At 57.6% G+C, this 12,451-nt stretch carries 14 protein-coding genes and 2 tRNA genes; 5 read left to right on the top strand and 11 right to left on the bottom strand.

Annotated elements, in window-relative coordinates:
• Positions 1–8: 8 nt before the first annotated feature.
• A tRNA-Gln gene (locus tag NKH28_RS03990) sits at positions 9–82 on the top strand.
• A 168-nt stretch (positions 83–250) separates the two neighbouring features.
• On the opposite strand, the gene NKH28_RS03985 is transcribed toward NKH28_RS03990, so the two are convergent.
• Positions 251–1,171 carry a DUF2971 domain-containing protein gene (locus NKH28_RS03985; protein ID WP_352977895.1) on the bottom strand — a complete coding sequence of 307 codons (921 nt, stop codon included), beginning with the start codon at positions 1,169–1,171 and terminating at the stop codon, positions 251–253.
• 415 nt (positions 1,172–1,586) lie between these two features.
• On the bottom strand, positions 1,587–2,018 hold the full coding sequence (locus NKH28_RS03980) for a YybH family protein (protein WP_352977893.1): 432 nt from the start codon (positions 2,016–2,018) through the stop codon (positions 1,587–1,589).
• Between the two features lie 271 nt (positions 2,019–2,289).
• Between NKH28_RS03980 and NKH28_RS03975 the strand changes: the two genes are divergently transcribed.
• A tRNA-Gln gene (locus NKH28_RS03975) sits at positions 2,290–2,363 on the top strand.
• Between the two features lie 166 nt (positions 2,364–2,529).
• Here the strand turns inward: NKH28_RS03975 and NKH28_RS03970 are convergent.
• The 7 genes from NKH28_RS03970 to NKH28_RS03940 all read right to left on the bottom strand — a co-directional run bounded on the left by NKH28_RS03970 (position 2,530) and on the right by NKH28_RS03940 (position 7,787).
• Positions 2,530–2,772 carry a hypothetical protein gene (locus NKH28_RS03970; RefSeq protein ID WP_352977891.1) on the bottom strand — a complete coding sequence of 81 codons (243 nt, stop codon included), beginning with the start codon at positions 2,770–2,772 and terminating at the stop codon, positions 2,530–2,532.
• A 1-nt stretch (position 2,773) separates the two neighbouring features.
• The gene (locus NKH28_RS03965; protein ID WP_352977889.1) at positions 2,774–4,324 is read right to left on the bottom strand and encodes a C25 family cysteine peptidase; all 1,551 of its coding nucleotides are present in this window, start codon (positions 4,322–4,324) and stop codon (positions 2,774–2,776) included.
• A 40-nt stretch (positions 4,325–4,364) separates the two neighbouring features.
• Positions 4,365–4,664, bottom strand: a complete 300-nt coding sequence (locus NKH28_RS03960; RefSeq protein ID WP_352977887.1) for a hypothetical protein — start codon at positions 4,662–4,664, stop codon at positions 4,365–4,367.
• 98 nt (positions 4,665–4,762) lie between these two features.
• Positions 4,763–5,158: a hypothetical protein gene (locus NKH28_RS03955; RefSeq protein WP_352977885.1), complete on the bottom strand. Its 396-nt coding sequence runs from the start codon at positions 5,156–5,158 to the stop codon at positions 4,763–4,765.
• 100 nt (positions 5,159–5,258) lie between these two features.
• Positions 5,259–6,239, bottom strand: a complete 981-nt coding sequence (locus tag NKH28_RS03950) for a heme-binding protein (protein ID WP_352977883.1) — start codon at positions 6,237–6,239, stop codon at positions 5,259–5,261.
• 85 nt (positions 6,240–6,324) lie between these two features.
• Entirely contained in the window at positions 6,325–6,981 is a 657-nt protein-coding gene (locus tag NKH28_RS03945; RefSeq protein WP_352977881.1) for an acyl-homoserine-lactone synthase, read from the bottom strand.
• 83 nt (positions 6,982–7,064) lie between these two features.
• Positions 7,065–7,787 carry a LuxR family transcriptional regulator gene (locus NKH28_RS03940; RefSeq protein WP_352614152.1) on the bottom strand — a complete coding sequence of 241 codons (723 nt, stop codon included), beginning with the start codon at positions 7,785–7,787 and terminating at the stop codon, positions 7,065–7,067.
• Positions 7,788–7,938: 151 nt separating this feature from the next.
• On the opposite strand from NKH28_RS03940, the gene NKH28_RS03935 reads away from it, so the two are divergent.
• From NKH28_RS03935 to NKH28_RS03925, 3 genes are read left to right on the top strand one after another with little or no spacing between them, the layout of a single operon-like run.
• A complete protein-coding gene (locus NKH28_RS03935; protein ID WP_352977879.1) occupies positions 7,939–8,586 on the top strand; it encodes a cysteine hydrolase family protein in 648 nt (215 codons plus the stop codon).
• Positions 8,583–9,902 carry a type I glutamate--ammonia ligase gene (locus NKH28_RS03930; RefSeq protein WP_352977877.1) on the top strand — a complete coding sequence of 440 codons (1,320 nt, stop codon included), beginning with the start codon at positions 8,583–8,585 and terminating at the stop codon, positions 9,900–9,902. Before NKH28_RS03935 ends, NKH28_RS03930 begins: the two co-directional genes overlap by 4 nt.
• On the top strand, positions 9,902–10,678 hold the full coding sequence (locus tag NKH28_RS03925; RefSeq protein WP_352770131.1) for an N-formylglutamate amidohydrolase: 777 nt from the start codon (positions 9,902–9,904) through the stop codon (positions 10,676–10,678). The genes NKH28_RS03930 and NKH28_RS03925 overlap by 1 nt, the downstream gene beginning before the upstream one ends.
• Before the next feature lie 61 nt (positions 10,679–10,739).
• Here NKH28_RS03925 and NKH28_RS03920 read toward each other — a convergent pair whose 3' ends face one another.
• Together NKH28_RS03920 and NKH28_RS03915 are read right to left on the bottom strand one after the other, a co-directional pair.
• Positions 10,740–11,504 carry a hypothetical protein gene (locus tag NKH28_RS03920; protein ID WP_352977876.1) on the bottom strand — a complete coding sequence of 255 codons (765 nt, stop codon included), beginning with the start codon at positions 11,502–11,504 and terminating at the stop codon, positions 10,740–10,742.
• A gap of 60 nt (positions 11,505–11,564) precedes the next feature.
• Positions 11,565–12,440, bottom strand: coding sequence for a DUF7847 domain-containing protein (locus NKH28_RS03915; RefSeq protein ID WP_352501475.1), 876 nt, complete (start codon positions 12,438–12,440; stop codon positions 11,565–11,567).
• Between the last annotated feature and the right edge of the window lie 11 nt (positions 12,441–12,451).

Raw genomic sequence — 12,451 nt, 5'->3', positions numbered from 1 at the left:
GCGCCTGCTGGGGAATAGGTTAACGGTAGACCCACGGACTCTGACTCCGTTAGTCCTGGTTCGAATCCAGGTTCCCCAGCCAACGTCTCTTTTTTAATATTTTTTTGATACTTAGCGTACTTTAGAAAATGCTAAGTGTTACACTCAACCGGATGATCACATGGCATTTGACCGTGGCAGGATGCCGGGAGCGTCGTTGTCTGCGGCCCGCCAAGCTTGTAGACCGCCGGATTGACGCCCCGGCGGCTGGTTATGGTGCGCTCTTAAGATAAGATTCGAGCAGTCCATAATGATCGAGTATTCTAAACGAATTGCTCATCGCGGCACGTTGTCTTACATCATCATCGATGTCACACCACGAGCAGCGGAGGACGCCCTTGGCAGTTGGTTCCTGGCATTCTTCGCAAAAATATTCGATCGCATGGATTTGGCCCTCGTCGAACCCGAAGGGATGACCGCTTTGATCGACCATAAAGGGTATCGCCGAACTCCTGCCAATACGAAGCTCTAAGTATCTACATTCGATATCTCTAGCTATCTCTTTAAGCTTTGCCTTAGTCTCGCCAGTCGCCCTTGCTCCGCAGATGATACTCGTAATCGCCTCGCGAGGAACATCTAAGAGCATAAGATCGTCGGCAGCTCTGGTATCTGATTTGTCGACAATCATTCTACGCTCTTGCTCATAGCTCCAACACAAGGTTTTCGTGAAGTAAGCCGAAGAGAATACTGCACTCATTAACCAGAGATTATATCGGAATTTCTTGATCTGATGAGCTCTCATGAGCAGATCAGACAGATCGCGATTCGGCGTATCCGAGTATTCGACGCTTCCAAAGCGCGCCTCAGGGAACAAATCTTTTAATTTTTTCTCCGAAAATTCTATTATAAAGCCACTATGATTCTGCGTATAGTGCGCCCACATGGGAACAACAATCGGCGATATTGAAAAACATGTAGTAGGATGTTGTAAATTTTCTCCAATTAGATCAAAATAAAATGCAAGTTCTTCCGGATCACGATTGAAATCAATAGTTAAAAATAATTCGTACGGGTCATTGAACTCACTTGGCAACGAGAATTTCAGTGTGGCCTTCTCCGCATCAGCGAAGACATTATCCACGTTACTATGTGATACGTATTTATATATATATGGCTTCAGTTCTTCGCTCATTTGACTGCCTCAGTTTGTCGGGTGGATCGATATAGCGAGACGCGAGTGCCGTCTGCAATTCCGTGAGAAACAGGGCGCCACAATTTCCAACGCGTCGTCGGCGACCACTCGTCGTCACTTTTGAATTACTGTGACAGTGCACTTTTTATCATATCGCCCCGCCTGTTGCGTCTAGAACTGACCGCTGGTGCACCTTGCCCACGTTCCCGGGTCAGCCGCATCCCCCGACTATGTGTTCCGCAAGAACTGCTCATCGAGTATTGCCGCGTCGCCGATGTCGCGGTTTTCGATGCACCCGTGTGCCGAGCATCGCCGGGCAAATCGGCAAAGCCGTGAAACCCGGAAAACGAGGCAGGCGGCGAAAAGAAATTAGTGCACTGTCACCGTAATTCCTAAAACCTCTCCGGCAACCCTTCTACTCCCCGACAATGGACGTCGGCGGGCGTGCCGAGGTTATCGGATCGGCATGACGAAGGACGATCCTCCACGTGCCTTCCTCGCGCCGGAATATGGTGGTGACTCGAAGCGCAATCGGCACCAGTTTGTTGCCACCACCGACCTTGGATTGGAACCGCTCGACCTCGATTATGTATCCCAAGTCGCCTGTCGCATACTCCGAGATGCGCTCAAAGCCGATGGCCTTGCCGTGCCGGTAATTGGTGGCGGCCCGTTCCATGGTCTCAGCGGCCTTTCTCCATCCCTTCGCCGGCGGGCCAAAGGGATTGGCAATAATGACGTCGTCCTGTCGCGAGTAGAGGTTTTTCAAGGGCTCAGGATCGCCCTTTACGAAGGCATCCAGGGCCAGATGATCCTGCTCGATAAATTTCGTCAGGTCGGAGGCTAACATCTTGACATCGCCACATGACTACAAAGAGAACTCTATCAAGCGCTTCATCCGCCCTTCGCCTTGCCACAGGCGTTCGGGCTGGTGTCCGGAGTATAGATCAGAATTACGGTGAGTGCACTTTTTACCATGTCGCCCCCGCCGCATGGTGTACCTTGCCGGCGTTCCCGGTCCGTCGCATCGCGGGGCAAATCGGCAAAGCCGTGAAACCCGGAAAACGAGGGCAGGAGGCGAAAAGAAAATAGTGCACTGTCACCGTAATCCCGCCGCCTGCTGGGGAATAGGTTAACGGTAGACCCACGGACTCTGACTCCGTTAGTCCTGGTTCGAATCCAGGTTCCCCAGCCAGTCGGTTTCCTGTCCAAAATCGATATTTGATCAGCTTTGAAAAAATACGGTACGGCAACTGCCAATGCTGCCTGCCGGCTAGATCGTGGGCGATCAAATTATGCGCCGTAGGCCTCAGTGGGTCCCGATCCGTACAATGCATCGCGAAACGCCCGAACTGTGACGCTTATTTGATTTGCCACTCGCGCATAATCAAAGTGTTTCCAAGCGCAACGCCATGTGTATGAATGGAGCTGCCCACAAGACTATCAAGCGCGCCGTCTCCAAAACTAGGTCCGTCCTTACGGCGCAGAACGTAGCTGTCGCCCTGATCCGTTTTCAAAACAACGGCGTCGCGCTCGCTTTTTGACCCGGAGTCAACGTTTTCTCGGACTACCCGCCCGGAAAGTTCAACCAATTTGGCGTCCATGTTAGCGGCTTTCGCTCTCCTCGATGGCGGTAATGCCATCTCCGAGTATATAGGCCACCAGTACATGAAAGGAAGGGAGCTTCTTCCCGGTCTCAATATCATGGTGATTGTCTCTTTTTTGCGAGACCACAACAACCTGAGGTTTTCTTTTCATCTCCTTGGTCACGTTGAGAAATTGCACGCCACCCGTCACGGAAAAAACCTCCGGCTCGCCCGAAAACCCTTTGCTCTTCGCGATGGTGCGGACCCGCTCTATTGCCGTAGCTGAACCTTTCGTGCGGCGACTGGAATAGCTGGCTGCCTCAGCAAGCGCGCGTCCATCGCTTTTGAGTTGGGCGCGCTTTGACTTTCTGCTGCTTTCAAGGTCTTTGGCGGTGGTCTCCGCTGATGTGTCTACACTGGCGAGCCCATCGCTGGCGGTTTTGGGTGGCACAACGGCGTGAACCGAAGGATCTCCGTAAAGCACAAATTGCACCAGTGTTTTGAGGTTCGACGGGCCTGACATCGATTGACTTGAGACGAACTTCTGGCGTGCCTCGAGCATAGCCCGTCCGATGGATGCTCCCTGCAGTACTCTTTCAAGAAAATACTGTGAAATCAGATCCGCCTGCCCGTTTGATGCCGCCGGGCCATAGGCAATCGTTGTGCTGCCCATGAAAGCAATCGCTCCGTTCAAGAGATAGCTCATGCATATCGGCTGTGCATTGCCGAGCAGGTTGTTGTTGTAAAGTTCCGCGCCATAACAGCATTCGGCCGCCACGACCGCCCCCGACCTGACATTCGGGCTCGTGCGTAGGCTGTCCATTGAAACCGGGTAGGACTGCGCCAGCTGACCGTAAAATGAAGGATCGCCTTGTCCGCCGTGACAGTTGATAAAATGTGTGAGTCGATTCTGATAAGTATCGATTGCTGGATGCGTTCCTGCTGGTGATAGTTTCAAGTCAGCGTGATTGCCGAACAACGCACTGAGGCTGAGCTGCGTTGATTGTTGCCAGACGCCGGCGCTAATTGCGAAATAGGACGAATAGTGATCGGGAGTAGTAGGCGTGAAGTTGGCGCACCGGTCAATAAGCGTCGCAAAGGCGGCGGCGTCGGAAGAGCCCTGCGTCATCGGTAGCCGACCAACGACACGAGTTATCGCCAAATAGTTGCTTGCCTTCTGACTAAACCCTCCGAGGGAAGCGTAAGGCAGATCACTGTCTATTGTCTTGTCATTGTCTGGGAGGCCTGGGATTCTGGATAGGGCGATGTGGGGAATGACGTCGGGACCGTCTAGCAGCAGAATGTAATCGGGGTTAAGCTTGGTGTAGATTGCATCAACCGCCCGCTTGGCCCCCGCCTGGTCGGACCCATTGACGATTGCCGCGCCGCCAACGGACGCCATCTGCTTCGCATCGTCAATATTGACTATCGACGTGGTGAGGCCGCGTGTTGCATCCGCCACTATCAATCGCTGAAGCGCGGCATCGATGACTACAAGTCCGGGTGTGCCATATTTCGTGTCCATACCAGAGCGATTGGCCACCACGACCTTGTCGACTGTTCTTGGCATTTGCTGATCTCCAAGCAGGCAAACCGAGGCGGGATTGAGGTCAACGGAGTTTTTGAAGCGTCGAATCCCACGCATAACCCGCGAGAATCGCCGCTCTGAAATCCGTCAGATTTTCCCCGGCAAATGCGACGACGAGAACAGCCGTCAGCGCGGAAGCCACGCCGAGGGCTGCGTAGGGGCGCACCAAATCCCATAGCGCCACGATTTCCCCGAGGCCTTTCTGATCAGCGTTCGGCAGCGGGAATTGCGAGCGCACATATGCCCAAAGGATCGGAAGCACCACGCTGATCAGGATGCCCAAGAGGCACCACAGGTAAGGCACATACAGTTTTTCAGACATTACCCCTCCCTCGCTCTCGCTAGCTTCCACGACCCACACTTTGGAGACACTAGGCGATCGGAGGCATGCCGCTGTCCTGACTGATGCGCTGGCCACTTTCAGGCTTCGATAAAGACAAGGTCAAACCGCTCACGTGCCTCAGAAAGGATGCCGGCGTCTAGCGCTCCACCAAGATCCTCGAGTATGCCGGCACCGGCGCCGGTATCTTCGCCCGTGTAGCGAATCTGGAGTGCCCTGCCGCTTTGTAGCACGTTCAGCAGAATGAGCGCCTGTGAGATAGGGCGCGACATTACAATGTAAGGTCCACCTGGCTGCAACTTTCCGCCGAGATGTCCCTCGACCGGTGTATCGGAAAGATAGATGTAGCCTGCGTCGCCGCCATCTGGACGTTTCAACTGTATCCAACCGAGGAATTTTCCTGCTGCGGCCGGCTCGTCGCCAAGAAATGCCGTTCTGAAACTACTGACCGGATTTGTGACTGACACGAATGCCATAATAGATTTCCTCTTTTTATCTATCGATTTTCATCCCTAGTGAGATTCCCGCTGAAACCTGTCATCGGCAGAACTCCTTATCGAGCTACTTCTTGACGGATTAGAGGGGCCGAAGCGTCGCGACCGTAATATGCGGCCAACTCAGCCCATTGAAGTTGAGAAGGACACGCTGCGTATATTGGAGTTGCAGCAGCGGCAGTCCTTGGGCGTCCGTACCTTCTTCTATCCAGAAGGTCGAGGTGACGGTTGGGGCGTGGGCATTGGGGCCGCTGGGCGGCTTGCCTACAAGGAAAGCCGTATTGTCGGTGCCGCCGCCGGCATCGGGAACCGAGCCTGCCGGAGTGCTGTCTGACGAGACTTGGATCACGACAGTCCTGGTGATAGTTTGACCAGCGATCGCCTGAGAGAGAAAAATATTAGGGTCGGTAAGCTGCTGTTGCGTGAGGCCGGCGACGTTGGCGAGAGGCGTACGGGACTCCGTGACGTTGGTCAGAATCTCTTCGGGGAAGTGAATGAGGTTGGTCGCGGCGTCATCGGCACTGCCTATCGTGAAAGGCGTGATGCTGGCCGACTGGAACTGCGGTTGCGCAACTTCGAAGGCTCGGCCTTGTAGATTGATTGTGGTGCCATGCGGGATCGTGCCCATTCGGACAACCGTCGCGGGTTCGCTGGGATCGGTTGTCTGAGGCACATTGTTCCAGACGCCGGGCTCAAAATGCTGGCCACTGTTATCGAAGCTGTCGTTGATCGTCTGCAGATAGGCAACGCCTCCGAGAAATATTCCCTCCTGCAGCAACCCGCGATTTGCAATCCCAGTCGGCCCGGAGATGTCGTTAAAGTCCAGCGTTTCGTCGGTAAAATTCAATTCAAGAAAAAAATCCGTCGGGCCAAACTCGTTTCCGAAATTTGGCCGCCAGATCATGTTGAAGCCGCTGCCCGTCCAAGTGCGCTGGGCTTTCCCGTCCGCCTTAGGCGCGCCCACGAAACCTCTGAGCAGGCCGAGAAAGTCGGGTGGCAGGGCATGGGGCTGCTCGCCCGCCGGATGTAATTGCTGAAATTTAAAATTAGTCTCAATCGGCACAATGTTTCTCCTCTGATTTTAGTAGACTCTACGAATTCACTAAGGCTTATCTAAATGCGCTGATTTCCACAGCAGAAGTCAATTTCTATACGACACTGCCGAACATTTTGTGCTGCTCGATAAACGGCAACTGCCTGCCACGCCGCAGCAGCAACGAATGGTCGATCCCCAGTATCTTCCGCACGCTCGCCAGCGCCGCCTCATTCACGTCTATGTAAGCCACGATGTACCATTCGCCGTTCTCTTCCCTGGCCATGCCCATCGGCTCGGCACGCCATTTGAGCGCGCCATGGTGGGGCATGAAGTAGGTTTCCTGGATGCCGCCGACGGCGGCTAGTCCCTCGTCGAGAGCGTATTCCATCACCGCGCAGCACAGCTGCGTCAGCGTGCCCCTCAGTCCGGCAGTGCGTTTGTCGGGAACGACGAAGGTGCGGGTCCATTCGGCCCAATCGGGACGTCTTGGGACGCCCGATTTTTCACACATGTGAGAAAAAACCTCCGAGACCATGTGCGGCTCGCTCGTTGGGATCAATCGAGCCGAAGTCACTACGCGACCATCTTCGATACCAAGCAGGTAAGTCGCCGCGTCGGTATCGAATTGGTCCAGCTCGCGACCGTCCGGGCTTGGAGGGCGCCAATGTTTCTGGTTCACGAAGAAGTCGTGCCGCCGGCGCAGAAACTCGTCGAATTCGTTTTCATAGAGATGCTTGTTATGCGCATTGACTACGTGGGCCGTTATCATGGCGCGATCCCCCGATCGTTCTCGCAGGGATACTCGCAGTCGCGCTAATATACGTCACCTGTCCGATGGGACAGTTGACGCGTTCAGGGATGGATCAGGCGCCGGCGCACCGCTTCGACGACCGCTTGCGTGGTCGTGGCGACGCCGAAAGCTTCCCTGGCTCGTGTCGAGTGCCATTTGACCGTGCGCTCGGTCAGGCCAAGGATCTGCGAGGTTTCCGATGAGGTCTTGCCGGCCGCGGCCCACAAGAGCACTTCTTTTTCGCGGTCGGTCAGCACGCCCTCGTGGTCGTCATCGTCATTCGCCAAGGCCTGGATCGACATGCCCGCGTATACCGCCATGGTCACCAGTTGCACCTGATGGCGCGGCGACAGGGTGCAGGCCTTCGCGGAAGAGGCAAACGACAGCACGGATTGCCAATGGTGAACGCTGAGCATCGGTACGGCGAAGCCGCTACAGATGCCGAACTCCGTCGCCTCACCGGCAACGCGTCGTGAGCCTTCCGTATCCGACCACTTTGCCGGGACTTCGGACCACAGGAACGGCTTCAGGGTCTTTGCCGAGTAAATGCAAACACCATCAGCCGCGGCATGCTCGGCCTCGACATAGCGTTCGAACCAGCCGGCCGGCCAGCCATTCAGCTCAACCATGGGTGCAAGCTTCTGGCCACCGAGCGGCACACCGCTCAGGATCAGGTGCTCGAAGCCGAGATTTCGCACGGTCTCGAGCAAGTCACCCAGCAGCGGCCCGGTGGCTGTGTGTTTCCTGCAGCGTTCGACAAAGTCGAACACGTCTGAATCGATCATGACAGAGACCCCCCGTCTCCACGCCCGAAAACAAAGCTTATCTTAAATTAGTGACTTCGAATATCCCAATAAGTGCGTGCGCCACGCAGGACGCGTGGACCAAAATCAGCTAAATCAGCCAGACGTGATCAGCGAAGCAGGACCCCCAAGCATGACGCCATCACTGCCAAAACGAAACGAGCCGTTCCGGGCTGGCGAAACCGCGCTGCTGCTGGTCGACATGCAGCGGGTCTGGCTGGAGCCCGGGGCCGATCCGGCGCATCCGGAGCGTGGGCCCGATCACTATTTCTACCGGCAGACGGCGTCGCAGACGATCCCCAACCAGGAGCGCCTGCTGGCGGCGGCGCGGGCCAACGGCGTCGAGGTGATCCATACCATCATCCAAAGCCTGACCGAAGACGGCCGCGACCGCTCGCTCGACCACAAGCTGACGCCGATCCATATCGCGCCGAGCCGGCCGGAAGGCCTGCCGGTCCCGTCGCTGGCGCCGGTCGGCGACGAGGTCATGCTGCCGAAGACATCGTCGGGCGTCTTCAATTCAACCAACATCGACTATGTCTTGAAAAACCTCGGCGTGCGTTATCTGATCGTCGCCGGCATCATGACCGACCAGTGCGTCGACATGGCGGTGCGCGATGCCGCTGATCGCGGCTATCTCGTCACCTGCGTATCCGATGCCTGCGCCGCCGCCTCGCAGGAGCGTCATGACGGCGCGCTCGAGGCTTTCGGTGGCTATTGCTGGGTCACTGATACCGCCACCGTTACGGGCCGTTTCGAAGCCTTGGGAAAAGCTGCATGACATCGGCCGTCGAACCGCTGGTTGCCGTCGTCACCACCGATCTGTCGGCGATCACGCGCGGCCGCTCGGTCGTCGAAAGCAAGCTGCAGAAGATCGCCGCGACCGGCGTCGGCTGGCTGCAGGCCAACCTGTCGCTGACGCCGTTCAACTCGATCGTCGATCCCAATCCGTGGGGCTCGTCAGGCGATGTGCGGCTCGTTCCCGATCTCAACGCGCGGTTTCGCACGGCGCTGACCGGATCGGCGACGCCTTTCGACATGGTCGCCGGCAACATCGTCGAACTCGACGGCAGCCCGTGGGTCGGCTGCACGCGGACCATGCTCAAGGATGCGCTGGCGGAGTTGAAGGCGGCGGCCGGGCTTTCCGTCACCGCGGCGTTCGAGCATGAATTCCATATCGAGGGCGACTTCGGGCCGGCTCATTCGATGTCGTTGGCCGCACTGCGCCGCGCCGATCCGTTTGCCGCCAATCTGATGGCGGCGCTGGCGGAGGCCGGCGTCGCGCCGGAAGTGGTGATCGCCGAGTTCGGCACCGACCAATTCGAGGTGACGTGCGAGCCGGCCGATGCGCTTGCCGCGGCCGATCGCGCCGTCGCCATCCGCGAGATCACGCGCGAAGTCGCGCGATGCGCCGGCTGGCGGGCGAGCTTCGCACCCAAAACCGCGCCGGATGCCGTCGGCAACGGCGTCCACATCCATTTCAGTTTCGTCGACGAGGCCGGCAAGCCGGCGACCTACGGTCCGGCCCAGCCGGGCGGCCTTTCCAGCCGTGCCGCTTCGTTCTGTGCCGGCGTGCTGCGCCATCTGCCCGCGATCACCGCCATGACGGCGGCGAGTGTGTCGTCCTACTACCGGCTGAAGCCGCATAGCTGGAGTTCGTCCTACACCTGGCTTGCCGATCGCGACCGCGAGGCGAGCCTGCGCATCTGCCCGACGGTGACGATCGGCGGGCGCGATCCGGCGCGGCAGTACAATATCGAATACCGGGCAGCCGACGCCACCGGCAATCCCTATTTGTCGCTGGCAGCGATCGTGCGCGCCGGGCTGGAGGGGCTGAAGGCCAAGCTGCCGGCGCCGCCGCTTGTCTCGGGCGACCCGACGCTGATGAGCGGTTCCGAGCGCAAGAAGCTTGGCCTCGTGCGGCTGCCGGAAACGCTGCCTGCGGCACTCGACGCGCTCGTTGCCGACAAGACCGTCACCGGATGGTTCGCGCCGGTGTTCGTCGAGACCTTTGTCGGCCTCAAGCGGCATGAGACCGAGCGCCTCGCCGGTCTCGACCCAGTGGCGGTCTGCGATCTCTACCGGACGCTGTATTGATGGCTGAGCCGGTTGCCAACGCCATCCTACCGGAAGGTTGGCCACCCGCGGTCGACGCAATCAACGAAACGGGGCGTTCCGATATCGTTCTGATATGCGAGCACGCGTCCAATCATATTCCGGCCGAGTATGCGCGGCTCGGTCTCGACAGCCGCCATTTGCAGCGCCATATCGCCTGGGATATCGGCGCCGCCGAAGTGACCCGCGCTCTGTCGAAACTGCTCGATGCTCCGGCTTTCCTCAGCTCCTATTCGCGGCTGTTGATCGATCTCAACCGGCCGCTTGGTTCCAGCGGCAGCATTCCGGCGCTATCGGAGGACACCGGCATCCCCGGCAATGTCGGCCTCGATCCGGAGGAGCGAAGCCGGCGTGCCGAAATCATGTTCGCGCCGTTTCATGACCGCGTGGCCGCCCATCTCGACGACCGGGCGAAGCAGGGCAGACCGACGCGGATCGCGACGGTCCACTCCTTCACGCCGGTCTTCCTCGGCATTGCGCGGCCCTGGCACGCCGGCGTGCTTTACGACCGGGCAGTCGATTTCGGCCAGGCAGTGCTTGCCGGCCTGCGCGCCGACGGTGCGCTCAACGCCGCGGCAAACGAGCCTTATGCGATCAGCCGCGACGGCGACTACGCCATACCGGTCCATGGCGACGATCGCGGCATTCAGGCCGTCCTCATCGAGATCAGGCAGGACCTGCTGGCGGGCCGCTCCGGCATCGAAGAATGGGCGAAGCGGCTGGCCGCAGCGTTACCGGCGCAGACACAGGGTTTGTGAACAAGCTCGGCTGCTCGAGCGCAACACGAGATGGCACACGGTGAAAAGCCTCCACCCGTCCTCAGGAGAAGATTTCCGCCAAGTCTTCGACGCTCGTGCCTTCCTTGACCTGGCGCAGCTCGACATAGCTGACGGCGATGGCAACGGAAAACACGACTTGCTCGACCGTGCGCGCCAGAGCGTCCAGGAAGAACACGAGCGGAATGCCTAAGTGGGATAGGACGCGGCCCAACGTGAAATTTGTTGCGACCAAAGCTACGAACAGGGGGAACCAGAGACTGAGCAGAGACCAACGGCTGCCCTTGGAAAGATCGCGGCTGCGGCCCAAACTCGCGAATACCCCCAGTTTTTCCTGAATCAGAACCGGTATCGCTACAACCCAGAGAACCAACAACAAAAATCCCGGAACGACGAGCAGCACGAGGCCGACTGTGAAGCCAATGTTGACAATCAGCGAAATGCCGATTGCCGGCAGCAGGAGTGCCAGGGCCGTCCCGATGCAATCACGCATCGACGGCCGCTTGCCGCTCAAATCCTCGATGGCAGCGCGCGTCAAAGCCACCTCCAGCAAGGACATGAGGACAATATAGCCGATCGCGCCAACCACCGTGAGCGCGACCCGTTGAACCGAGAATTCCGGGCCGCCATGCTCGACATTCGTAACGGTATTCCTGAACCAGAGCGCAAATACGAATCTCGGCAGGGCGGAGAAAATCAAGGCAAGCCCTAGGCAAAGAACGGGATTGCGTCCGATGACGGCAAAGCTGTCGTTGAAAACCCTGCCGATGCGAAATTTGTCGGGCTGTTCCAGCGTTATTGACGCCACGATATTACCTATCCAGTCCAGACCGATCCTGACGCGATGAAGGCAGCAAATCCCTTGCCGCTACGAGAAGATTTCCGCCAAGTCTTCGACGCTGGTGCCTTCCTTGATTTGTCTCAGCTCGACATAGCTAACGGCGATGGCAACCGATATTACCGTCGACACGACCGTTGACACAACGGCGCTTCCAATCGCGCCCACAATCAGGCCAACGGTCGAGAGGCTGCCGGTAAGGGCGAAAGCCAATCCAAACACCAAAGCGAATGCCATTTGGAAGGCAATCGCCACCAAGAACAGAATCAGCAAAAGGCCGAATAGTGACCAGCGGCTGCCCTTCGTCAGGGCGCGGCTCCGCGACATCGAGCCAAACACGCCAAGGCGCTCCTGGATCAGCACGGGTACGGAAACCGATATACCAAGCAACCACATGATGCCGGGAACAAGCAGCATCACGAACGCGATGATCGTCCCGAAGATCGGGATAATCAGCCCTGCGACGGCAATCGCAACAACCCCGAGGACCATGACGAAAAAGACCACCAGCCCGATCCCAAGCGTCGGGAATATGCAGCGTAAAGCTATTTGGATGCAGTCACCGATTGCCGGGCGCTTGCCGTTCAAGTCTTCTATCGTCGCCCTCACCAGTGATGATTGAAACAACAAAGCCAGCACAAGATATATCAAGCCAAAAGCCACCGATATTAACGAGTTGCGTAGAATCGCCGAGGGATCGGCAACAGCCAGAGTTTCGGGACTAGCAATATTGATGTTGGCAAAATTGCTGTAATTCCAAAGGTTAAGCACCAGTGCCGGAAGGGCGGAAAAAAGAGCCGCTAGTCCGACCAACAGACCCGGATTGCGGCCGATAACCGCAAAACTGTTGCTGAAAACCCTGCCGATGCGAAACTTGTCCGACCGTTCCAATGTCGTTGAAACCATGATGCGTCCCC

The sequence above is a fragment of the Mesorhizobium sp. M1227 genome (assembly GCF_040318315.1).
GTDB lineage: Bacteria > Pseudomonadota > Alphaproteobacteria > Rhizobiales > Rhizobiaceae > Mesorhizobium.
This window is presented reverse-complemented; position numbering and strand designations above follow the sequence as displayed.

Excerpts from the sequence above, each read along its gene's own strand:
- NKH28_RS03985 (WP_352977895.1), bottom strand. The coding sequence starts at position 1,171 with ATGAGCGAAGAACTGAAGCCATATATATATAAATACGTATCACATAGT.
- NKH28_RS03980 (WP_352977893.1), bottom strand. The coding sequence starts at position 2,018 with ATGTTAGCCTCCGACCTGACGAAATTTATCGAGCAGGATCATCTGGCC.
- NKH28_RS03940 (WP_352614152.1), bottom strand. The coding sequence starts at position 7,787 with ATGATCGATTCAGACGTGTTCGACTTTGTCGAACGCTGCAGGAAACAC.
- NKH28_RS03960 (WP_352977887.1), bottom strand. The coding sequence starts at position 4,664 with ATGTCTGAAAAACTGTATGTGCCTTACCTGTGGTGCCTCTTGGGCATC.
- NKH28_RS03930 (WP_352977877.1), top strand. The coding sequence starts at position 8,583 with ATGACATCGGCCGTCGAACCGCTGGTTGCCGTCGTCACCACCGATCTG.
- NKH28_RS03965 (WP_352977889.1), bottom strand. The coding sequence starts at position 4,324 with ATGCCAAGAACAGTCGACAAGGTCGTGGTGGCCAATCGCTCTGGTATG.
- NKH28_RS03915 (WP_352501475.1), bottom strand. The coding sequence starts at position 12,440 with ATGGTTTCAACGACATTGGAACGGTCGGACAAGTTTCGCATCGGCAGG.
- NKH28_RS03970 (WP_352977891.1), bottom strand. The coding sequence starts at position 2,772 with ATGGACGCCAAATTGGTTGAACTTTCCGGGCGGGTAGTCCGAGAAAAC.
- NKH28_RS03945 (WP_352977881.1), bottom strand. The coding sequence starts at position 6,981 with ATGATAACGGCCCACGTAGTCAATGCGCATAACAAGCATCTCTATGAA.
- NKH28_RS03935 (WP_352977879.1), top strand. The coding sequence starts at position 7,939 with ATGACGCCATCACTGCCAAAACGAAACGAGCCGTTCCGGGCTGGCGAA.
- NKH28_RS03925 (WP_352770131.1), top strand. The coding sequence starts at position 9,902 with ATGGCTGAGCCGGTTGCCAACGCCATCCTACCGGAAGGTTGGCCACCC.
- NKH28_RS03955 (WP_352977885.1), bottom strand. The coding sequence starts at position 5,158 with ATGGCATTCGTGTCAGTCACAAATCCGGTCAGTAGTTTCAGAACGGCA.